Origin of the sequence: Micromonospora sp. CPCC 206060 (assembly GCF_036906895.1) — a bacterium.
In the GTDB taxonomy this organism is placed as follows: domain Bacteria; phylum Actinomycetota; class Actinomycetes; order Mycobacteriales; family Micromonosporaceae; genus Micromonospora.
On record NZ_JBAKHU010000040.1, the window covers coordinates 1 to 23,176 of the forward strand.

General features: G+C 72.8%; 13 protein-coding genes. 7 read left to right on the forward strand and 6 right to left on the reverse strand.

Translation table 11 applies throughout. The features are described from left to right. Nucleotides 1-428: 428 nt before the first annotated feature. The 3 genes from V6U90_RS22205 to V6U90_RS22215 are packed head-to-tail and all read right to left on the reverse strand — an operon-like array spanning nt 429 to nt 4,116. Nucleotides 429-1,481, reverse strand: coding sequence for an ABC transporter ATP-binding protein (locus V6U90_RS22205; protein WP_334439878.1), 1,053 nt, complete (start codon nt 1,479-1,481; stop codon nt 429-431). Beyond that, on the reverse strand, nt 1,478-3,016 hold the full coding sequence (locus tag V6U90_RS22210) for an ABC transporter permease (RefSeq protein ID WP_334439965.1): 1,539 nt from the start codon (nt 3,014-3,016) through the stop codon (nt 1,478-1,480). The genes V6U90_RS22205 and V6U90_RS22210 overlap by 4 nt, the downstream gene beginning before the upstream one ends. A 59-nt stretch (nt 3,017-3,075) precedes the next feature. Beyond that, the gene (locus V6U90_RS22215) at nt 3,076-4,116 is read right to left on the reverse strand and encodes an iron ABC transporter substrate-binding protein (RefSeq protein WP_334439881.1); all 1,041 of its coding nucleotides are present in this window, start codon (nt 4,114-4,116) and stop codon (nt 3,076-3,078) included. Nucleotides 4,117-4,275: 159 nt separating this feature from the next. Between V6U90_RS22215 and V6U90_RS22220 the strand changes: the two genes are divergently transcribed. Beyond that, nucleotides 4,276-6,897 carry an AMP-binding protein gene (locus V6U90_RS22220; protein WP_334439884.1) on the forward strand — a complete coding sequence of 874 codons (2,622 nt, stop codon included), beginning with the start codon at nt 4,276-4,278 and terminating at the stop codon, nt 6,895-6,897. 44 nt (nt 6,898-6,941) lie between these two features. On the opposite strand, the gene V6U90_RS22225 is transcribed toward V6U90_RS22220, so the two are convergent. Further along, a complete protein-coding gene (locus V6U90_RS22225) occupies nt 6,942-7,697 on the reverse strand; it encodes an SRPBCC family protein (RefSeq protein ID WP_334439887.1) in 756 nt (251 codons plus the stop codon). 73 nt (nt 7,698-7,770) lie between these two features. Next, nucleotides 7,771-8,379 carry an ArsR/SmtB family transcription factor gene (locus V6U90_RS22230; RefSeq protein ID WP_334439890.1) on the reverse strand — a complete coding sequence of 203 codons (609 nt, stop codon included), beginning with the start codon at nt 8,377-8,379 and terminating at the stop codon, nt 7,771-7,773. A gap of 241 nt (nt 8,380-8,620) precedes the next feature. Between V6U90_RS22230 and V6U90_RS22235 the strand changes: the two genes are divergently transcribed. Further along, nucleotides 8,621-8,929 carry a WXG100 family type VII secretion target gene (locus V6U90_RS22235; RefSeq protein WP_334439893.1) on the forward strand — a complete coding sequence of 103 codons (309 nt, stop codon included), beginning with the start codon at nt 8,621-8,623 and terminating at the stop codon, nt 8,927-8,929. Between the two features lie 102 nt (nt 8,930-9,031). Then, nucleotides 9,032-11,779, forward strand: coding sequence for a WXG100-like domain-containing protein (locus tag V6U90_RS22240; protein ID WP_334439895.1), 2,748 nt, complete (start codon nt 9,032-9,034; stop codon nt 11,777-11,779). A 46-nt stretch (nt 11,780-11,825) separates the two neighbouring features. On the opposite strand, the gene V6U90_RS22245 is transcribed toward V6U90_RS22240, so the two are convergent. Further along, complete coding sequence (locus V6U90_RS22245; protein WP_334439898.1) at nt 11,826-14,621, reverse strand: ATP-binding protein; 2,796 nt, start codon at nt 14,619-14,621, stop codon at nt 11,826-11,828. Between the two features lie 700 nt (nt 14,622-15,321). On the opposite strand from V6U90_RS22245, the gene V6U90_RS22250 reads away from it, so the two are divergent. From V6U90_RS22250 to V6U90_RS22265, 4 genes are read left to right on the forward strand one after another with little or no spacing between them, the layout of a single operon-like run. Further along, nucleotides 15,322-15,678, forward strand: coding sequence for an acyl carrier protein (locus tag V6U90_RS22250; RefSeq protein ID WP_334439913.1), 357 nt, complete (start codon nt 15,322-15,324; stop codon nt 15,676-15,678). Then, complete coding sequence (locus V6U90_RS22255; protein WP_334439914.1) at nt 15,675-21,143, forward strand: non-ribosomal peptide synthetase/type I polyketide synthase; 5,469 nt, start codon at nt 15,675-15,677, stop codon at nt 21,141-21,143. Before V6U90_RS22250 ends, V6U90_RS22255 begins: the two co-directional genes overlap by 4 nt. Beyond that, on the forward strand, nt 21,140-21,949 hold the full coding sequence (locus V6U90_RS22260) for a thioesterase II family protein (protein WP_334439917.1): 810 nt from the start codon (nt 21,140-21,142) through the stop codon (nt 21,947-21,949). Before V6U90_RS22255 ends, V6U90_RS22260 begins: the two co-directional genes overlap by 4 nt. Further along, complete coding sequence (locus V6U90_RS22265) at nt 21,928-22,971, forward strand: LLM class F420-dependent oxidoreductase (RefSeq protein ID WP_334439920.1); 1,044 nt, start codon at nt 21,928-21,930, stop codon at nt 22,969-22,971. The genes V6U90_RS22260 and V6U90_RS22265 overlap by 22 nt, the downstream gene beginning before the upstream one ends. Nucleotides 22,972-23,176 lie beyond the last annotated feature (205 nt).

The following is a 23,176-nucleotide window of genomic DNA, read 5'->3' on the forward strand; positions in this document are numbered from 1 at the left end:
CCTACCGGACACCCAAGCGGCTACAGCCAGCAACCAGACCGTTGCGCGGAATGGCTCACTGTCCAGCAAAGGAAACGGCGGCTGCTATGTCCACTTTGGAGGCGTTATCTGATCAAACAGTGCGCCCGAACCGACCGCCTTTGGACCTTCGGTACCGCCACCGCCAATCCCTAACGGTCGATGCACAACGGCCACTGCGGGCGGCGCGGCGGCCACCGTTTTCCGGCGTTTAGGGGAACCTGCCGTTGCAACGCCGCGGGAGGGCTCCCACTATTTGGGCTACGGGACCAGTGACATGGGGCCGAAAATTGACGCTGCTCCGCTTTTGGGGGTCACTCACCGAAACGGGCGACCGGCCGCACCGACGCGGGAGCCGACATGTCCGGTCGAACGGGCCGGCTGAGTCGGGCCGACATGAGCGGGCAGGCTCAGTCGGAACCGGCGGGCCAGGCGAGGACCGCACCACCGACCCGCAGGCCGACGGTGACGCCCGTGCGGAACTGCTCGGCGTTGTCCAGACTCCGGGCGGCCAGCTCGGTACCGTCCGCCAGGCGTACGACGGTGAGGGTGTCGTGGCCGTGGAACTCGTAGCGGGCCACCGTGCCGGTGACGGTACCGGCGGTGTCGGCGGCGGCCAACCGGACCTGTTCGGGGCGGATCAGCACCGTCACCGGGGTCTCCCGCTGTCCCACCCGGGCCGACGGCAGGACCGGCAGCGTACCCGCGGCGGTGGTCACCGCATCCCCGCGCGCGGTACCCGGCAGCAGCACCGCCTCCCCCACGAACGCCGCGACCCACGGGTCGGCCGGGGTACGGTACACGGTCGTGGGGGTACCCGCCTGCACCACCCGGCCGGACCGCATCACGACCACCTCGTCGGCCAGGGACAGCGCCTCAGCCTGGTCGTGGGTGACCAGGACAGCGGTGGCGCCGTCGGCGCGCAGCGCGGCCCGCACGTCACGGCGCAACCCGGCGCGCAGCCCCGCGTCGAGGGCACTGAACGGCTCGTCGAGCAGGATCAGCGACGGTCGGGGTGCCAGGGCCCGGGCCAGGGCCACCCGTTGCTGCTGGCCGCCGGAGAGCTGGTGGGGCATCCGGTCGCCGTGGTCGGCCAGCCCGACCAGGTCGAGAACCTCAACGACCCGACCGGAGCGGCGGGTGGCCCGGTCCAGGCCGTAGCCGACGTTGTCGGCGACCGACAGATGCGGGAACAGCGCCCCCTCCTGCGGAACCAGGGCGATCCGGCGGCGGTGCGTGGGTACGTGCACCCCGGGGCCGGCGACCCGGCGGTCGTCGACGGCGATCTCACCGGCGTCGAGGCGTTCCAGGCCGGCGATGCAGCGCAGCAGGGTGGTCTTGCCGCAGCCCGACGGGCCGAGGACGGCGACCAGGGAGCCGGTGGGAACCTCGACGCTGACCCCGGCCAGGGCGCGGACCGGTCCCCAGGCCTTCTCCGCGGCACGGACCGACAGTGCGCTCATTGCTTCCCCTCCTGGTCGAGAAGCCCGGTACGGGCGGCGAGTACCCAGGTGGGGATCGCCGAGAGCAGGACCAGCAGCGCCGCGTACGGTGCCGCTGCGGCGTAGGCGGCCACGGTGGTCTGCGTCCACAGCTCGGTGGCCAGGGTGTCCATGCCGGTGGGGCGCAGCAGCAGGGTGGCGGGGAGTTCCTTCATACAGGTCAGGAAGACCATCGCGGCACCGGCGGCGATACCGGGCAGGGTCAGCGGCAGGGTGACCGTGGTGAAGACCTGCACCGGGCGTCGGCCCAGCGACCGCGCGGTCTCCTCCAGCACCGGGGGCGCCTGCGCGGCGGCGCTGGCGACGGCGGCGACCGCCAGAGGTAGGAACAGCGCCGCGTAGGCGAGGGTGAGCAGCCAGACGCTCTGGTAGAGCGGGTACGCCACGCCGATACCGAAGAAGACCAGCGACAGGCCGATCACGATGCCGGGCAGGGCATGGCTGAGGTAGCTCAACCGTTCCAGGATGGTGGCCAGGATGCCGGGCGCGCGGGCGGTGAGCAGACCGATCGGCAGGGCCAGCAGCATGGTCAGGGCCGCACCGGCCGCCGCGACGGTCAGGGAGTTGCCGGTGGCGGTGGCGATCTCGATCAGGCTGCCGGGCCGGGACACCCCGACGGCCAGGCGGCGGGCCAGGCTGACCGCCGGTACGCCGAGGGCCAGGGCGGCCACTGCGGTGACGGCGCCGACCGCCGGCCAGCGCAGTGCGCCGAGCGGGGTCGGGGTGTGCGGGCGACGGGCGCCGGCACCGACCCGGGCGTAGCGGGCGCCCCGGCGGCGGGTCGCGGTCTCGGCGGCGAGCAGCAGCACGGTCAGGGCGACCAGCACGGTGGAGAGCACCAGCGCACCGACCCGGTCGAAGCCGAGGTCGAAGGCGATGAACACGGCGCGGGTGAAGGTGTCGGTACGCAGGATGGACACCGCGCCGAAGTCGGAGAGCACGTAGAGGGCGACCAGCAGGGCGCCACCGGCGACGGCGGGCCGGATCTGGGGCAGGGTGACCGAGGTGAAGGTGGCCCAGCCGCTGCGCCCCAGGGAACGGGCGACCTCGTCCTGGGCGGGGTCGGCGCGGTGCAGGGCGGCGGCCACCGGCAGGAAGACGTACGGGTAGCTGCACAGGGTCAGCACCAGGGCGGCGGCCCAGAACCCCTCGAAGCCGTCGATGGTGGAGACCCAGGTGAACGCGGCGATGTAGGTGGGCACCGCCAGCGGTAGCGCGGCGAGGATGGTGACGGTGCGCCGGCCGGGCAGGTCGGTGCGGGTCACCAGGAAGGCGGTGCCGACGCCGAGAATGACGCAGCCGGTGGTGACCACGGCGGCCAGGGCGAGGCTGCGGGCGGCGAGGTCGGCGACGCGCGGGCTGGTCAGTTCGGCGGTGACGGCGGCCCAGCCGGCCTGGCCGGTGCGTACCGCCAGGTAGACCAGGGGGATCAGGGCGACGGTGACTGCGGCGGTGGCGGCCAGCAGCAGCCACGGCCGGGGGGCCAGCCGGTACAACGCCGGCACGACGGACGCCGTGGTGCGCGTCCGTCGTGCCGGCGGGGTCGTGACGGTTCTCAGGGGGTGAGCCCCGATTCCTTGATCAGGGTGATGGTGGCCTGCAGGCCGTCGAGGTCGTTGAGATCGACCGGCGGGGCGGTCAGCTCGGCCAGGGCGGGCACCCCGGCCGGACCGGTGACGCCGGTGACGACCGGGTACTCGAAGGTCTGCTCGGCGAAGTACTTCTGGGCCTCCGGTCCGAGCAGGTAGTCCACGAGCTTGCGCACGTCGGCGTCCTCGGCGGCGGAGGTGAGCACGCCGACACCGGCGACGTTGACCAGGGCACCGATGTCGCCGCCGGTGAAGAAGTGCAGCTTGGCGGTGAGCGCGTCGGGGGCGACGCCACGTTCCTTGGCGATCTCACCGGCGTAGTAGTGGTTGACCAGGCCGAGGGCGATCTTGCCGGCGTCGACGTCCTCGACGATCGGGACGTTGCCGTCGCGGATCTGCGGCTCGTTGGCCTTGAGACCGGCGAGGAACTCGCGGGTCTTGGCCTCGCCGTGCTGGACGGTCATCGCGGTGACGAACGCCTGGAACGAGGCGTTGGTCGGGGCGACGGCGATCTTGCCCTTCCACTTCGGGTCGGTCAGGTCGAACACCGACTTGGGCAGGTCGGCGGCGGGTACCAGATTGGGGTTGTAGACCAGGACCCGGGACCGGGCGCTGACGCCGACCCACTTGCCGTCGGCCGACCGGTAGGTCTGCGGGACCTTGTTGAGGGTCTCGGCGGGCAGGGCGGCGAACAGGCCCTTCTTGTTGACCGCACCGAGGGCGCCGGCGTCCTGGGCGAAGAACACCTCGGCCGGGGACTTGTCGCCCTCCTCCAGCAGCTGCGCGGCCATCTGGGCGGTGTTGCCGTAGCGGGCCTTGACGGTGATGCCGGTCTGCGCGGTGAACTTCTCCAGCAGCGGCTTGACCAGGTTCTCGCTGCGACCGCTGTAGAGGGTGACAGCGGCCTCGTCGTCACCGGCGTCGTCGCCGCCGCAGGCGGCCAGACCGAGCACGACAGCGACGGTGGCGGTGATCGCCACCGCGCGGCGCAGGAACTCCAGGGGCACAGCTGACTCCTTGCCGGGCGGTTGGGGTGGTCGCCCAGTCGACGCGAAACCGCGCCGAAGTTAGCACAGCCTTACCTTTGGTGTCATGGTGAGGTGACGGGTCTCGCGTACCTCGGTGCACCTCTGGCGGTAAGGCTAGCCTGGCCTTAGAGTGCGCGCGTGGCCTCCCCGATCGACCTGCTGCCCGACCTGCGCACGGTCCCGCTCGCCCGCGATCTCGCCGATCACGGCGACCGGCCGGCGCTGCTGACCGTCGACGGGGAGATCAGTTACCGGGAGCTGGCCGCCCGGGTGGCCGCGACCGCCCGCCGGCTGGGCACCCGACGCCGGCTGGTGCTGCTCACCACCGGCAACACCGTCGACGCCGTCGTGGGGTACCTGGCCGCGCTGGCCGGTGGGCACCCCGTCCTGCTCGCCCCCGCCGAGCACACCGACACGCTGGTCGACGCGTACGACCCGGACGTGGTGCTGGGCCCCGGACGGCAGGGCACCCCGCAGGTCCACGAGCGCCGCGACGGTTCGACGCACGACCTGCACCCCGACCTGGCGCTGCTGTTGAGCACCTCCGGCACCACCGGCTCGCCGAAGCTGGTCCGGCTGTCGCACACCAATGTGCAGGCCAACGCCGAGGCGATCGCCACGTACCTGGACATCCAGGACACCGACCGGGCCGCGACGACCCTGCCAATGCACTACTGCTACGGACTGTCGGTGATCAACTCGCACCTGCTGCGCGGGGCCGCGTTGATCCTGACCGACCTGTCGGTGGCCGACACCTGCTTCTGGGACCTGCTCCGGGCCCGGGGCGGTACCACCTTCGCCGCCGTGCCGTACACCTTCGACCTGCTGGACCGGGTGGGGTTCGCCGGGATGGACCTGCCCCGGCTGCGGTACGTCACCTGCGCCGGTGGGCGGCTGGCCCCCGACCGGGTGGTGCGCTGGGCCGACCGGGGCCGCCGCGCCGGCTGGCAGCTGGTGGTCATGTACGGCCAGACCGAGGCGACCGCACGGATGGCGTACCTGCCGCCGGAGCTGGCGGCCACCCGCCCCGGCAGCATCGGGGTGCCGGTGCCCGGCGGGAGTTTCCGCATCGAACCGGTCGACGGGCAGCCCGACGGCACCGGGGAGCTGGTCTACACCGGGCCGAACGTGATGCTCGGGTACGCGCACCACCCGGCCGACCTGCGGCTGGGCCGTCGCGTGGCCGAGCTGCGTACCGGTGACCTGGCCCGGCGCGGCGACGACGGGCTGTACGAGCTGGTCGGGCGGCGCAGCCGGTTCGCCAAGATCTGCGGGCTGCGGGTGGACCCGCAGCGCGTCGAGACGGTACTGGAGACGCACGGCATCCGCGCGGCCTGCCTCGGTGACGACGACACGCTCATCGTCGCCGTACCGGCCGGCACCGACGGCACCCGCGTCCGGCGGCTGGTCCGCCGCGAGTGCGGACTGCCGGGCCGGGCGGTCCGGGTGCTGGTCCTCGACACGCTCCCCCGGCTGGCCACCGGCAAGCTCGACTACCCGGCGGTGCGGCAGGCCGCCGCGCAGCAGCCCGACAGCGCCGGCACGGAGACCGACGGTGGGGCCGGCGGTGGGCCGGTCGACCTGTGCCGGCTCTACGCCGAGGTCCTCGACCGCGACGGCGTCACCGAGCAGGACAGCTTCGTCAGCCTCGACGGCGACTCGCTGTCGTACGTGGAGATGTCGGTCCGCCTGGAGCAGGCCCTGGGGCACCTGCCGGCGGGTTGGCACACCCGGGCGATCCGGGATCTGCACCCGTCCCGGCAGCCGTCCCGCCGCCGGTGGCGGGCCCTGGAGACGAGCGTGGCGGTGCGCGCGGCGGCGATCGTGCTGATCGTCGGCTCGCACCTGCCGGTGTTCCACCTCAAGGGTGGCGCCCACCTGCTGCTGGCCGTCGCCGGCTTCAACTTCGCCCGGTTCCAGCTCACCGGCGCCGACCGTCGCCACCGCAACCGGCACCTGTGGGGTTCGATCGGCCGGGTCGCGGTACCCAGCATCATCTGGATCGCGCTGGCGTGGGCGCTCACCGACGACTACCGGCTGAGCAACATCCTGCTGCTCAACGCCGTCCTCGGCCCGCACGACGGCCGGTCGGAGTGGCACTTCTGGTTCGTCGAGGCGCTGGTGTACATCCTGCTGGCGCTGGCGGCGCTGACCGCGCTGCCGTGGGTGGACCGGGCCGAGCGGCGCTGGCCGTTCGGGTTGCCCGTGGCGTTGCTGGTGGTCGGGCTGATCGGCCGGTACGAGCTGTTCGGGTTGGCCGCGTACCCGGACCTGCCGTCGGCGGTGGTGGTGTTCTGGCTGTTCGCGCTCGGCTGGGCGGCGGCCCGGGCCACCGGGGTGGCGCAGCGGGTGGCGGTCACCGTGGTCGCCCTGGCCACGGTGCCCGGGTTCTTCGGCGAGCTGGGACGGGAACTGCTCATCGTGGCCGGGTTCGCGCTGCTGGTGTGGGTGCCGCACGTCCCGGGCACGGCGCTGCTCAACCGGGTGGCCGCCCTGCTGGCCGGTAGTTCGCTCTACATCTACCTCAGCCACTGGCAGGTCTACCCGCGCCTGGACGATGTGCCCCGCTGGCTGGTGCTGGTGGCCTGCCTGGTGGTCGGGATCGGGGTGGCCCGGGTCGCGGAGTGGATCTCCGGCCGGATCACCGCCGTCCGGCGGTCCACCGGCCGCCGTACCGTACCGGCCGGATGGTTTTCGCAGGGTCGGGGAACCATCCGGCCGGGGTCACCGACCGCCGCAGGTGGCCGCCCCCGTCAATAGGGCCACCTGCGGCGGTCGGTTGGCTGGGGTGGATCCGCCGGACGTCAGCCGATGGGCAGGGTGGTCAACCAGTTCCGCCAGGCCTGCTCGGTCCGGGCCGGATCGTCGTCGGTGAAGAGGTGGTGGCCGATGACCAGGGTGTTCCCCCGGTCGGCGCCGGAGTGGACGAACCGGAAGAGCGCGTCGGCGGTCCGCACGCCGAGGTAGGTCGGCAGGCCGGCGAGGTCGACGACCCCCTCGACCGGCGGCAGGCCGTCGACCGCGAGCGTGACCGGTTGTCCCTCGGTGGCCGGGCCGGAGAGGCCGAAGGCATCGGTCACCGCTGCCCATACCGGGTCCGGGTCGCCGGCGCCGGGGCGGAACGCCGAGACCGGCAGGGCCGTCCGGCCGGGGAAGTGGGTGAGGTAGGCGGCCAGCGTGCCGAGGTACATGTCCCAGCCGGTCCGCATCGCCTCGTACTCGCTCTCCCAGTTGTCGCCGAGTACGCCGCTCTGGACCAGCCGCAGCACGGTGCTGCCCTGGTCACGGCCCTCGATGAGGTACTCGGTGGCCATGAAGGTACCGTCCGGCTGGGTCTCGGTGCGGTCGGCGAACCGCTTGCCGGGCTCCCAGGCGGCGACCGTCGCCTCCTCGACGTGACCGGCCAGGGTGAGCCGGATCCGTCCGCCCTCGCGCGGCTCGATCTCGGTGCGACCCATGAACCAGGAGTCGACACCCGGACCGGTGGCGATCGCCTCCCACACCTGCTCGGGGGTGGCGGCCAACTCGATGTGCTTGTGCAACTCGAAGTGGTGTCCCATGGTCAGCGTCCTCCGGTCGGTTTTCTGTGGTGACATCTCGTCGTCGGAAGGGTCAGCGCACGTCGTACGGCGGTCAGGACTCCAGGGACCCCGTGCCGGGCCCGGGGGTGACGCTGGGGTGCAGGGCGAGCACCACCCGGTGCTCGCGTCCGCCGGGAGCCTGCTCGTCGTGGTACCGGGCGACCAGGACGGTGACCGCAGCGGTCAACTCCTCGGCGAAGGCGGCCCGGTCGCTCGCCGAGGCGAACCGGACCGTCGTGTCGAGGGCGAAGGTCGCCACCGGCTTCTTCGCCCGGTCCGCACCGGTGATGAGTGCGCCGACGTCCTGCACCAGCCGGGCGGCGACCGCGAGCAGCCACCGCGCCGACAGCCGGTCGGGCGGCGGGGACGGGGCAGGTCGCCCGGCGGCGAGGGCCACCGGCGAGATCACGTACGACGCGGCGGTGGCCTGCATGACCCGCTCGGTGACGTTGCCCTTGCGGCGCTCCGCCACCAGCTCGATCAGGCCGTGCTGCTCCAGCGCCCGCAGGTGATAGTTGATCTTCTGCCGGGGCAGGCCGACCCGGGCGGCGAGCATCGTCGCCGAGGCCGGCTCGGCAAGCTCGGCCAGCAGCCGGGCGCGGATCGGGTCCAGCGACGCTTCGGCCGCTGCCGGGTCCTCGATCACCGCGATGTCGAACATGCCACCACTGTCACACCGGCAGCTTTTTTAGTCAAGACAAATTTATTTGTCGGTTGCGCTCCCGAGGTGCCATGCCCTGCCACCACCCAGACCGGATCGTGGGTCCAGGTTGGCCCTCGGGGCCCTGTCACACCCACGGTCCACAACGGAAGAATTCCGCCGGCACCCTGACCTTCGCACCCCCGACCACACGGCCCCGCCGCGAACACCAGCCGGGGCCCGGAGAAGAAAGCGGGCAACGATGGACGAACTGTCGGTCGACACCGGCACCACCCGCAGCATGACCGCGTCGGTACGCGCCGAGGCACACCGGATCCGACAGGCCGTCGCCGACCTCGAAAAGGGACTGGAGGCCATCGGCCCCTGCTGGGGCACCTCCGACGAAACCGCGCACGCCTTCCAACAGTCGTACGAACCCAAACGCAACGAGGTCCTCGACGCCAGCCAACAAGTGGTCAGCCTGCTCCACGACAGCTCCGACCGGGTGAACAAGGCCATGACCGGCTACGAAAACGCCGAGACCGACAACACGCAGCGGGCAGCGAGCTGACCACCCGCACCTGACCCGCCCGCCGTCCGGCCGACGACCGGACGCCGTCACACAGCAGCGCGCACGCCGTGAGTACACGAACCGCTTGGAGGGTGTTGCCCCATGGGCATGGAGATCCCCGACTGGGTACGCACCATGTTCCTCATCACCACCGGGGAATCATGGCCCGAAGCCGACGAGGACCAACTCCGCGCCCTGTCCACCGCCTGGAACCAGTTCGCCACCCAACTCGGCGACACCGAAACCACCATCCGCGCAGCCCGCCAGGGCGTCACCACCTCCTGGACCGGCCAGGGCGCCGACGCCTTCACCACCCGACTCGACCAACTCATCGACACCGGCCACATCAAAGCCCTCCGCGACACCAGCACCAACCTCACCACCTACACCAACCAAGCCGCCCTCAACGTCGAGTACGCCAAAATGATGATCATCGGCCAACTCGGCATCCTCATCAGCAACATCATCTACCTCACCTGGCTCCTCGCCACCCCCGCCGCACCCGCCGCCGCACCCGCCATCGCCGCACTACAAACCCTCGGCCGACACATCGCCACCCAGATCCTCGGCCAACTCGCCAAATCCCTCGCCGTGAACCTCTTCTACCAAGTCGGCCTCGACATCGCCGTCCAAACCGCACAGACCGCCCGGCAACACCGCACCGAATGGGACAACGACCGCACCGGCGGCGCCACCCTCGGCGGCCTCAGCACCCTCACCCAACACCTCGCCACCCGGTCCGGTATCACCATCACCAACCAGGTCGCCAAGAACGTCGCCGAATTCACCAACACCGTCGGACAGAGCGCCCTCCACGAATACAGCGCCGAAGCCGCCGCCGACCTCATCCTCAACGGCCGCCGCGAAGCACCCGCCGGCTGGGCCGCCACCGCCGGCGCCACCGAAGGCATCCTCGACTGGGGAAAAGACCGCGCCCGCGCCCGAGGCGCCAACGGCACCAGCACCGGCCTACCCGGCCTCGGCCCCACCATCCCCACCCTCACCGCTCCCTCCAGCGACACCGGCAGCCAACCGACCCCGGCCGCCGCCGGCAGCCCAGGCAGCCAAATCACCACAGCCAGCCGGGCCCCCACCCCCGGATCGGTATCGGCATTGGTACCGGTACCGGTACCGATCAACACCGGCAACGGCAACGGCCAACTCCAGGCCGGCACCGCCACAAACACCACCCCCACCCCCGAATCGGTACCAATGCCGGCACCGGCACCGGCATTGGTACCGATCAACACCGGCAGCAGCACCGGCGACGGCGGCCTCACCGACACCTCCAACGCCAACGCCGCCGGCACCAGCGGCGGAAACACCATCACCGGCGCCCTCATCACCGCCAGCGGACCCGATCCCGGGGCAACAACCAGCAGCACCTCCACCGAAGCCCTCCTCATCACCCCCGGCATCCACGGCATCCGGGAAGTCCTCAGCCCCACCTACCCCACCGGCACCCTCACCCCCGACGCCCTCGACAGCCCCGGCCCCCACCATCCGGCCACCACGACCGACAACGCCGTCTACACCGGCACGCCAGCCAACGAAGCGGGCAGCACGGCAGCCACCAGCCACCTCGAAGACACCCCCGACACCCCCGCCGCTGCGCCGCCCAGCAGCATCCCCACCGGCAGCACCAGCACCGACGACGCCACCGGCGCCAGCCCCACTCCGCCACCCTCCGTCGGCAGCACGTCCAGCTACCACACGCTGACCCAGGAGACGACCACGACCCAGTCCAGCAACCTGCGCTACCTGACCACCCAGGCCGGGCACATGTACCAGACCCCGATGTTGCTGGTCAGGGCGGGCATGGTCGTGCACGTCGAGGCGGAGGCGGTCAACCGGCAGGGCGGGGTGTCCTACGGCCAGGGCACGGTCCGTACGTCGTTCCGGCTGTCCGACGCGGTCGAGGTGCTGATGACCCCGGATCTGGCACTGCGGGAGGACCTGGAACACCCGCACGGGTTCCGTACCCGGTCCGGGTTCTACCTGCCCTCCGAAGAGGTACGGAGCGACCGGTCGGACAACCCGGAGGCCGTGCGGCGGCGGGCCGACGAGCTGGCTGCGGCGTACTCGCTGCGGCCGGTGGAGAACGCCCTGGTGGTCCACGTGGCCGCCGCAACGGGTCCCGAGGGCGGGGTGTTGTTGCAGGTCAACGGTACCCAGCTGACCGCCGAAGGCTTCCACGACCGGGTGCTGCGCCACCATGACGTCGCCGGCAAGACCGTGGTGCTGGTCGGTTCGCACCTGGCCACCCCGGGGCCGCAAGGAGAGCCGTCGCCTGCCGCAGAGCTGGCCCGGCGCACCGGGCGGCCGGTGGTCGCCGCCCCGTCCGACGTGCACACCACCCCGGACGGGCACGTGCTCGCCGCGACCCCGGGCGTCAACCGGGGCGGCCAGCCGATGCTGGTCCGGCGGGACAGGTGGCAGATCGTCCAGCCTGACGGGACGACCACGCCGGCGGTGACCGACCTGGAGGCGAGCCTGCGCCAGGCCGGACTTGAGGTCTCCGACCAGCCCGACCACGCGCTGCCGCCACGCGAGCCCGTCCGATGGGGCCAACCGGGCCCGGAGCCGACCGGGGTACGGACTCCGCCGATGCCGCCCACCGCCGATCCGCCCGTGCCGCCCACCGCCGAACCGCCGGTGGACCGCGTCGATGCCGGCCGGAGTACCGACCGTCCGGAGCCGGAGCTGGAACTGGAACCGCAGCCGCAGCCGCAGCCCGGGCGCCGGACGGAGTCAGCCCGGTCGATCAAGGACATCCTTGACCCTGCCGGCACCGGCGGGGACCGACCGACCCCGTCCGACGGGCCCGACGCGGGGAGGAGCGGTGACTAATCCCGCGTACCACGGTCTGGCCGTACCGACCGGCGTGACCGGGTGCTTACCCCTGGGGTGGACCGTCGGTGTCCGCGTCCCGCTGGAAGGCCAGGGCGACGAGTTCGACCCGGGAACTGAGCCCCAGTTTGGCGAGGACGCTGGAGACGTGGTGCTGCACCGTACGCGGCGAGAGGTTCAGTTCGGCGGCGATGTCCGGGTTGGACCGGCCGGCGGCCACCAGCTCGGCGATCCGGCGCTCGGTCCCGGTCAGCGCGTCCCAACCGGAGCGGGGCCGGGGCCGGGGCCGGTTTCTGCGACGTACCCCCAGCTCGGCCAGGTAGGTCACCGCGCGTTCGGCGTCCCAGGTCGCGCCGAGGGCGTCGTAACAGGCGAGCGCCCGGTCGAGTGCCGCTCGGGCATCAGCGGGTCGGTGGGCCCGGGCCAGCAGGATCGCGATGCACTCCCACGCGTACGCCTCGCCGAGGGGGCGGGCGGCGGCGTACCAGCCGGCGGCCGAGCGGACCCGGCCTGGATCGGCCTCGATGACGCCCTCGACGAGCAGGTGCACCGCTCTGCTGCTGGCCGCCGGGGTGTGCTCGGCGAACGCCGCCGTCTCGACCCGCAGTGGCGCGATCAGCGCGGTACGGTCGACGATGAGCGCCAGGCGGGCGATGTCCGGCCAGATCAGATGCAGGTTGTGGTCGGTGATCGCCGCCACGCGCCGGTCCCAGGCCGCCAGGAGCATCGTCAGTGCCTCATCGGCGTGCCCCTGCGCCTCCCGGGCCAGCGCCGTGGCCCACAGTTGGCGCCAGCACACCGGCCGTCCGGACTGGTTGTCGACGGGGAGCGTCGGTGCCCGGCCCCGATGCAGGGCCACCACACCGTCGACACCGTGCAGCATCTGCGCGACGTCGAGATAGTCGGTGGCCTGAAGGCCGGCCCGGACCTCCGCGAGCACCTCGTCCCAGCGGCCGTCGAGGAACCGGATGTCAGCCCGGACCCACTGGCACCAGGCCAGCGGCATGAAGTCGGCACCCCTCTGGCTGGTACGCATGGCCTCACCGAGGACGGCTTCGGCCTCCTGGTAGCGGTCGAGTTCGACAAGACAGACGCCCTGGATCAGGTAGGGGCTGATCTGGCGGTGGTCCCAGGACTCGGCGGTGCCGGTGAGGGCGATGGCCTCGGTGATGACGTCGAGTGCCGCCGCGACACGGCGTCGGGCGAGCAGGACGCAGGACCGCAGGGACAGTCCGTGCGCGCGTATCCGCGGGTGGTGGACGCCGTCGGCCATTGCGTGGCTGACCTGTTCCACGGCGTCGAGGTCGCCCAGGAACAGGTCGCAGCCGGCGATGAGGGCCCGCGCACGGAGGTCCTCAGCCGGGGTCAGCGGCGCGGTCAGTGCCCGTTCGGCCTCCTGGCGGGCCGCGACCACGTCGCCGCGTTGGAAGTGGGCCAGGGCGATCAGCCGGTGCAGGGCGGCGACATCAGCCGGGTCGCGGTCGGCGGCGAGGGCCGCCCGGGCCGCGTCGACCGCGTCGGCGGCCCGGCCGGCGTAGAGCAGTGCCCAGGCCAGATGGTTGCGCAGCAGCGGTGCGCGGGGGTCACCGGGCCGGAGGAAACCCAGGGCACGGTTGATGAGATCGATCGCCAGGTCGGGTGCACGCCGGGTCAGCAGGCGGCTGCGCTCGACCAGCCAGTCCAATGCGCGACCGTCGAGCGTGGTGGCCGCGAGCAGCCGCTCGGCCACCCGCTCCGGCAGGGCGCCGGAGGCAGCCAGGGCCTGGCCGATCTGGAGTTGCAGGGCGGCCCGCAGGGCGACCGGCAGCTCCGCAGCGAGGGCTTGGCGGAGCAGGTCGTGTCGGAAGACCAGGCGTTCACCGTGGTCGACCGGGACGCCGGTGTCGACCGCTTCGGTCAACACCTCCCACAGCTCGATGGTGGGCTTGCCGAGTACCACGGACAGTTCGCCGACGTCGAAGCCGGAGCCGAGCAGGGCGGCCACCCGCAGCACCTCGCGGGCGTCGCGGGATCCGACATCGAGACGCTGGGAGATGGTACCCATCAGGGAACCGGAGATGCCGAGACCGGACCCGTCGTTCGAGCTGAGCAGGTCGGCGTGGTCGCCTGCGGCACCGATGTGCCGGTCGCGGCGTAGCACCGTGATCCATTCGGTGACCTGCATCGGGTTGCCGCCGGCTCCGGCGATCAGGGCCATCAGTTGCGGGCCGGGCCGGGTGCCCACGAGCTGGTGTACCAGTTCCTCGACGGCGCCGGGGTCGAGCGGGCCGAGCCGCAGCGTCCCGGAGCCCCGGGCCACGAGGCTCTGGAGCAGACCGCCGAGGGCCGCCGGGCGTGGTGCCGGTCGGACGGTGACCACGATCAGCAGGGGGCAGCGGTCGAGCATCGGGCCGAGCCGGTGCAGCGACAACAGGCTGGACTCGTCCGCCCAGTGCAGATCGTCGAGCAGGAGGGCGACCGGGGTGTCAGCGCACCAGCGGTCGAGCAGTTCCGCAATCGCCTCGGTGACCACGAAGTGACGGTCGGCGGCACCGACTGAGGCGAGTCGTACTCCGGCGTCGCCGCGGAGCAGGCCGGCCAGGGCGTCGACGTCGGGTTCGCGGCGGGCGGACCATACGCCGAGGCATCCGCCGATCGCTGCGAACGGTAGCCGTTGTTGCAGCTCGTCGGCTTTGCCGTGACAGACCCGCAGTCCGTTGCTACGGCAGTGGGCGGCGAGCACGTCGAGCATGGTCGACTTGCCCATGCCGGGCTCACCTTCGAGGATGACCGCGCGGCCCTGCCCGGCGGACACCTGTCGGGCGAAACCGATCAGTTGTCCGGTCTCGGCGGTACGTCCCACCGGGGCGGATCGCCCTGTTGCCGGGTCGGTGCGGTCACCGTCGCCGGGTGTGCCAACCGGTCGCATGTGTAGATCACCCGAGATCTGTGCTGCTGGCGGCGGCAGGCGCCACCGATCCGGTCGGGAACTGCTGCTGACGCGGCCCGTCGCCGGCCCGTCGCCGGGCCGGTCGGTTGTCGTACCGTCGCCCCTGCTGATCGTCTCGGCCGTCAGGCATGCTCGGTCATCCCTCCGGTGATCGCAGCGGGCATGTGGTGAGCGGTCATCGGCTGGCGACGCGCACCCGTCGGCCTGGATGTCTGATCATGACCATCATGCAGCCAGAGCGGCCGAGAGGTTCGCCGGCCGCGCCCCCATCGATGCTGTGATCTTGGTCTCCCGGCTGGTCACCGCACGCCTCGACTGGTCACCGCCGCACCTCGGGTGGACGGTCGGCCCCGATGTGAAGCCGGACGGGACGGCGTGCCGGCCGGCTTGCGACCGTCTGCGGGGCAACGTGTCCAAAGGGAACCGCCGCAGGTCTCTGCGAACCGACGTTCATCCACTACAGTGGGCGGCGCACTTGATCCATTTCAGTGGATGGTCGGTGGCGTCCGCCGGTTCGGGTCGCCCGCACCGACGCCGGGGGTTGGGAGCCGCGATGAGCCAGGACGGACCTTCGACAGCCGGCCGACCGCTTGCCGGGGCGAGCGTCGAGACGGTGGTTGACCTCCTCAACACCATGGTGGCCGAGCTGCTGGGCCACCCGATCGATCCGGACGACAACTACTTCACCGCCGGCCTGGACTCCGCCACCGTGGTCCGGCTGCACACCCTGATGATCAAGCGGCTGGAGATGTGGGTGCCGGTGATGGGGTTGTTCCGCCGCCCGACCCTGCGCCGTACAGCGGAGTGGCTGGTCGAGGCGCGGGCCGCGGTGGAGCGCGACGAGGCCGCCCGTCGCGCGGATCCCCCGGCCACCGACCGGGCCGAACCGGCAGCCGGGCGGTCCGCCGGTCAGTCCGTTTCGCGGCGGGACATCCGGGCACAGATCCGACGCGACGGGACGGCGCGGTGACCGGTACGCCGGATCTGATCGCGGTGACCGGTGCGGCCTGCCGGTTCCCCGACTCGGCGGACCTCGACGGCTTCTGGCGGATGCTGCGTGAGCAGGTGGACGCGGTGAGCGCGCCGTCCGACGCCGACCTGCTGGCCGTCGGCGTGACCCCCGACGATCTGGCCGATCCCGACTACGTCCGGGCGGCGCTGCTGACCCCCGGGATCGACCGGTTCGATGCGGCGTTCTTCGGCCTGTCGGCAGCGGAGGCGGACCGCTGCGATCCGCAGCTACGGCTGTTCCTGGAAGCCGTGCACACCGCCATCGAACAGGCCGGGTACGACGTCACCACGGTCGGTGCCGGCACAGGTGTGTTCGCTGCCGCGCGCCCCGGCCGGTACCGGGGCCTGCACCTGCTGCCCGACGGGTTCGAGACGACACAGGACGGGCGCGACGACGCGGACCTCGCGGCGTTCGTCTCCGAGCGGCTGGATCTGCGCGGCCCGTCGGTCACCCTCGGTACCTGCTCACTGCTCGCCGTCCACCAGGCGGTGCAGGCACTCCAGGTCGGGGCGTGTGACGTCGCGGTGGCCGGCGGCGCGCACGTGGAACTGCCCTACGGGCACGGCTACCGCTGGCAGCCGGGCGCCCGGCGACCTCCGGACGGCCGGACCCGGCCGTTCGACGCCGCCGCGTCGGGCTGTGTGTACGGCAGCGGTGCCGGTGCGGTGGTGCTCAGACGGTTCACCGAGGCGGTCACCGACGGCGACCAGATCCTCGCCGTGATCCGGGCCGGCGCGACGGGGCACCCCGGCCGGGACGGCTCGGGTTGGGCGACCGCCATCGCCGAGGCGCTCGTGGTGGCCGGGTGCCGACCGGCCGAGCTGGACTACGTCGAGGCTGACGGTGCGGCCACCGGTCGCGACGACACCCGGGAGCTGGCCGCGCTGGCCCGGGCGTTCCGCCTGGCCGGCGGGGAACCGCCGAGCGGTTCGGTGTCGGTCGGTTCGGTCAGGTCCAACGTCGGGCACCTCGGCGCCGCAGCGGGCATCGCCGGGCTGCTCAAGACGATCCTCGCGCTGCGGCACGAGGTGCTGCCGGCGACCCTGCACGTGGACACGCCGCACCCGGCCCTCGGGCTGGAGACCGGCCCGTTCCGCCTCGCCCGGCAACCGGACACCTGGCCGGTACGCGACGGTGTGCCGCGTCGCGGTGCGGTACATGCGGTCGGTCCGGGGGACGCCAACACGTTCCTGGTCGTCGAGGAGGGACACCGCCCGGCGTACCCGGCGACGCCCGACCGACCGAGGGTGGTGGTGTGGTCGGGCCGCCACGCGGAGGCCGCAAACGGCGCCGGTGCGGCGGTGGCCCGGTTCTTCGCGACCTGCCCTGAGGACCGTTTCGCCGACGCGGTGGGCACCCTCCAGCAGGGCCGGACCGTGCATCCGGTGCGCCGGGCGGCGGTCTGCGCGAGCGCCACCGAGGCGACCCGGCCCGAGGTGATCGCCGGGGACCGCCCGGTCACCGGGCCGCATCGGGCCGTCTTCGGCTTCCCCGACGTCTGTCCGGGACAGCCGGCGCCCCGGGGACTGTACGCGGTACAGCCGGCGTTCACCGAGGCCGCCGACGTGTGCCTGGACGCGATCGGGCGGTACGGGCCGGACCTGTACGACGCCTGGACGGCCGCGTCCACCGACCCGGCGGTGGCCGATGCGTTGACCTTCGTCACGCAGTACGCCCTCGCCGAGACGTGGCGCGCGTGGGGGGTGCAGCCGGCGGCGGTGATCGGAGCCGGGGTCGGTACGCTCGCGGCGGCGACCGTGGCGGGTGCTGTCCCGCTCGACGAGGCGGCGGCCCTGGTGGCCCGCCCGGGCCGGGTGACCTGGTCGGGTTCGCGGATCCCGGTCTGGTCGGCGGCCGACGGGCGGACCGTCGACAGCCTCGCCTGGCCCGACGGCGACAGCGACAGCGACGCGCCCGCCGGCCTGCGCGACGCTCTGCGCGGAGCACTGCGTTCCGGGCGGCACGTGCTGTTGGAGATCGGGCCGGGCGACGTGCTGACCCGTCTCGCCGGGGCCGCGCTCGCCGACGCCGGCCTGACCGTCGATACGGTCGCCGCGCTCGGTGGGGACGGTACCGCCGACCCGCAGCGTCACCTGATGACCGCGCTCGCCCGGCTCTGGGTGGCCGGGGTCGACGTCGACTGGCCGGCGGTGGAGCCGGACCATCCCCTGCACCGGATACCGGTGCCCGGTCATCCGCTGCACCGGGACCGGCACTGGGTGGTGCCCACCCACGGGCCGGCGGCACCGCAGCAGCAGCGCGGCGCACCGACGCCCGGCCCGGCACCGGTCGCCGCCACCACGGCCGGTGGCCTGCCGGTCCCGGCCGTGCCGCTGCGTCCGCTCGGACGTACCGAGCACGCGTTCTGGGTACTCGACCAGCTCGCCCCCGACAGCGGCGTGTCCAACATCGGCATCGCGTTCCGCACCGCGCGCCCGCTGCGCTGGTGGCCGCTGCAGACCGCGGTCAACCACCTGCTGCGGCGGCATCCCGCGCTACGGCTGCGGTTCCCCGAACTCGACGGGACACCGGTACGGCACCTCACCCCGGCCGAGGAGGCGACGGTGACCGTGCCCACCCGGGCCACCACCGGCGACCGGCTCGTCACCGACCTCCAGGAGTTCCTGCACGAGCCGTTCGATCTGGGCTGTGACCTGCTGTTCCGGGCCGCACATCACACGCTGCCCGACGGGGCCAGCGTGGTGGCGCTAGCCGCGCACCACATCGTCATCGACGCGCCGTCGGTGCAGATCCTGGTGGAGGAGTTCGGCCGAATCTACGACGGCATCACCACCACCGGGCACATCCCCGACGACCTCGCCGGTGAGGCGCCGCTGCTGGCCGCGCCGCAGCCGGCGCCCGAGTCGACCCGCTACTGGCTGGACCACCTGCGTGGGGCCGATCCGGCGACGATGGTGCTGCCGGGCGCCCGGCCCACGCCGGCCCGCCCCACCTTCGCCGGGCACACGTGCAGCTGGTCGATGACCGACACCGCGCAGGAGGCGATGCGGGACCTGCGGCAACGGCTGCACACCAGCGACAACGTGGTACTCATGAGCGCGTTCTGCCTGACGCTGCTGCGCCACGGCGCCGGACCGGATTTGATCATCGGGGTACCGGTCGGCACCCGGCGCCCGGCGACGCAGCAGCACGTCGGGTACGGCGTGAGCACCATGCCACTGCGGGTCCGGGTCGATCCGGGTGCCGGCTTCGCCGACCTGGTGCAGCGGGTCGGCGACGCGTTCTTCGCCGGCATCGAGCACGCCGACGCGACGGTCGAGCAGGTCCTCACCGAACGCGGCCACGGTACCGGCGACTGGCGGGTGCCGCTGTTCCGGCACATGTTCAACTACCGGCCCTGGAGCGACGAGAAGATCCGGGTGTGTGGCGAGGTACCCGACTACGTCGAGGACCTGTTCGACCGTAGCCGACTGGACCTCCAGTGCATCGCGGTGCCGGAACCGGACCGCTTCACGCTGCGCTGCTGGCACAGCACGGAGGTCCACGACGAGGCGGACATCGCCGCGTTCGTGGCCCGGATGCAGGCGCTGCTGGTGCAGGCCGCCGCCGATCCGGACCGCGCGGTCACCGAACTGCCGTTCGGCTCGCCCACCGACGAGTCCACCGGTGAGCGGCTCAACCGCACCGACCGGTCGTGGGGTACACCGGACACCGTCGCCGAACGCATCGTCGCCCGCGCGGCGCACGACCCGGACGCGACGGCCGTCGCCGACGGCGACCGGCGGGTGTCGTACCGGGAACTGCTCGACCGGGCCGCCGCGGTGCGCGACCTGCTGCGGGCGCACCGGGTCGGCCCCGGCGACCTGGTCGCGCTGGCCCTCGGCCGGTCGGTCGAGCTGGCCGCCGCGGTACTCGGCGTGTGGGCCGCCGGGGCGGGCTACCTGCCGCTGGCACCCGGGCCGCCGGCCGGTCGGCTGGCGTACCAGGTGGACGATGCGGGCGCCCGGGTGGTGCTGACCATTGGGGACACCCCGGCGGGCTGGTCGGCGGTGCCGGTCCTGCCGGTACCCGCCGACGGTGCGGCAGCCGCCGGGCCGCTGCTCGACGGGCCCGTCGCCCCCGACGCCTGCGCGTACGCCATCTACACCTCCGGTTCCACCGGCCGACCCAAGGCGGTGGTGGTCACCCACCGTAACCTGCTCAACCTGGTGTGCGACTTCACCGACCGGCTCGGCCCTGGCGCGGCGCGGACCGTGCTCTGGTCGACCGCGGCCACGTTCGACATCTCCGCGTTGGAGCTGCTGCTGCCGTTGCTCAACGGCGGGACCGTCGTGGTCGCGCCGGACGGGGCGCTGCTGCGGCCCCGGGACCTGCTGGAGCTGATCGTCCACCGGGACGTGTCGCTGGTGCAGGCCACGCCGACGGCGTGGCGGATGCTCGCGCCGGAGGCCGGCGACGAGTTGACCGGCCGGGTGCTGCTGTGCGGCGGGGAACCGATGCCGGCCACGCTGGCCCGCCGGCTGCGGGCGCTCGGCGGGCGGGTGTACAACGTGTACGGTCCGACCGAGACGACGATCTGGTCCACGGTGGCCGAGCTGGACGGCGACCCGGACGACCCGGTGCCGATCGGCGTGCCGCTGGCCAACACCCGGATCTTCGTCGCCGACGCACACGGCCGACCGCTGCCGCCGGGTGTGCCCGGTGAGCTGTGCATCGCCGGGGCCGGGGTGGGCGCCGGTTACCTGAACCGGCCCGAGCTGACCGCCGAGCGGTTCGGTGAGCACCCCGACTACGGCCGGTTCTACCGTACCGGCGACATCGCGCGGCTACGCCACGACGGGGTGCTGGAGCTGTCCGGGCGTACCGACCGTCAGGTGAAGCTGCGCGGACACCGCATCGAACTCGACGAGGTCGAGGCCGTCCTGCACGAGCATCCGGAGGTGGCGGCGGCTGCGGTGACGGTGCGGGGTGACCCGCAGGACGACGGCCGGCTGGTCGCGTTCGTGCAGGTACGCGCCGGCGCCGGTGACCACCGTCAGCTACGGGACCAGTTGTGGCACCACGCCCGGGCCACCCTGCCCGATGCCGCCGTCCCCTCGGGCATCCTCGTGCTCGACCGGCTGCCCACCACCGCCAACGGCAAGGTCGACCACCGGGCGCTGCACACCGTCGAGGTGGACGCGGCACCGGTGGCGGTGCCGGATGCCGGGCCGGGTGCCGCCGATCCGGAGCTGGTCGAGGCGTTGACCGGGTTGTGGCGTGAGGCGTTGCGCCGCCCCGGGCTGGGCCCGCACGACAACTTCTTCCTCAACGGCGGGCACTCCATCCTCGCCGCCCGGCTGGTGACCCGGATCGAACAGCTCACCGGACGCCCGGCCGGGGTGCAGGTGGTGTTCACCCACCCGACCCCGGCGGAACTCGCCGCGCACCTGGGCGGGCCGGCCGGTGGGGGTGCCGGGTGAGCGACTGGTTCGTGCCGCTACGGGCGGCGAGCGGTCCTGACGGACAGCCGGCCGACACCGCTGACGGGCAGCCGGTCCACACGCCGGTGCGGCTGGTGGTCTTCCCGCACGCCGGTGGCGGCCCCGCCTCGCTCACCACGCTCGCCCCGCTGCTGCCCGCCGGGATCGAGCCGTGGTCGGTGAACCTGCCGGGCCGGCAGGCGCGGTTGGCCGAGGATCCGCGTACCGACCTGGACGGGCTCGTCGACGACCTCGCCGCTGCGCTGGCAGCGTCCGTGCCCGCGCCGTACGCGCTGTTCGGCTACTGTTCCGGTGCGCTGCTGGCCTATCTGGTCTGCCGGCGCCTCGGTGAGCGGGGTTCATCCCCGCAGCGGCTGCTGGTCGGCTCGTTCGCCGCGCCCGACGTCGCCCCGGTCCCCCGCCGGTTGCACCAGCTGCCATCGGCACTGTTCTGGGCGCAGCTGGTCGAGGCCGGTGGCATCCCGGAGGAGCTGGCCGGGCGCACCGACCTGCGGCCGGTGCTGGAGCCGGCGCTGCGGGCCGACTTCGCCATGCTCGCCGGGTACCGGCACTCCCCCGGCCCGCCGCTCGACGCCCCGGTCACCGTCCTGTACGGCCACCACGACCGGTCGGTGACCCGGGGTGGGCTGCTGGGTTGGCGCCGGCACAGCCGGCACCGTCCGGTCCTGTGCGGGCTCGACGCCTCGCACTGGCTGATCGAGGACGCGCCCGCCGAGCTGGCCGGTGCCATCGCTGAACAGTTCCCCCGACCGGAGGTGCCCGCGTGCGACTCGGATACAGCCTGAGCTACTGGGGCACGGCCGGTCTCAGCCCGGCCGAGCACCTGACCCTGGTCCGCGAGGCGGAACGGCTCGGGTACCACTCGGCGTGGGCGGCGGAGACGTACGGCACCGATCCGGCGAGCCTGATGGCGTGGCTGGCCGGGCAGACCACCCGGATCCGGCTGGGTACGGCGATCCTGCAGATGCCGGCCCGCCGGCCGGTCGCCGCGGCGATGACGGCGGCCACGATCGACCAGCTCTGCGGTGGCCGGTTCCGGCTCGGGCTCGGGTTCTCCGGCCCGCAGTTGGTGGAGGGCTGGCACGGACTGCGGTTCGATCGTCCGCTCGCCCAGGCCCGTGACTACGTGGCCGTGGTGCGGATGGCGCTGGCCCGCGAACCGGTGCGGTACTCCGGGCCGACCCTGACCGTGCCGCTGCCGGACAGTGAGGGCAAGGAGATGGCCCTGGCGGTGGAGCCGGTGCAGCAGCCGTTGCCGATCTACCTGGCGACGCTGGGCCCGCAGGCGGTCCGGCTGACCGGGGAGATCGCCGACGGTTGGCTGCCGCTGAACTTCCCGCCGGAGCACGTGGCGGCCTGCCGGGTCCAGTTGCAGGAGGGCGCGGCGCGGGCCGGGCGGACGCTGGACGGCTTCGACATCGCGCCGATGGTGATGGTCCTGGTGGAGGAGGACCTAGAGCTGGCCTACGACATGATGCGCCCGATGCTCGCCCTGTACCTGGGCGGGATGGGTTCACGCCGGCACAACTTCCACAACCAGCTGGCCAGTCGGCTCGGGTTCGATCGCGAGGCCGAGACGATGCAGGAGGCGTTCCTCGCGGGGCGGCAGGGCGAGGCGATGGCGGCGATGTCCGACGCGCTGGTCGACGCGATGACCGTCTGTGGTCCGCCGGCCCGGGTCCGCGAACGTCTCGCCGCGTACCGCGACGCCGGCGTGACCACGCTGATCGTCGGGGTGGTGCCGCCGACGTTGCGCCTGCGCATGGAGCAGCTACGCCGCATCGCCGAGATCGCGGGCTCGCTCTGAGACGTTGTGGCGGCGTTCGCCTGGCCTTTTGACCGGCCCGCTCAACCCCTGCGGGACCGGGTACCGCCGGGCCATCTGGTGTGGCCCGGCGAGTGGTGGCTCGCGCCCCCGCCCGGGTGCTCAGCCCGAGCCCTGACGGTGGACACGCCCTTCGTGCGTGACCTTGGACCGGCCGTGGTCCCGCTCGCTGCCAGAGGTCCCGGTC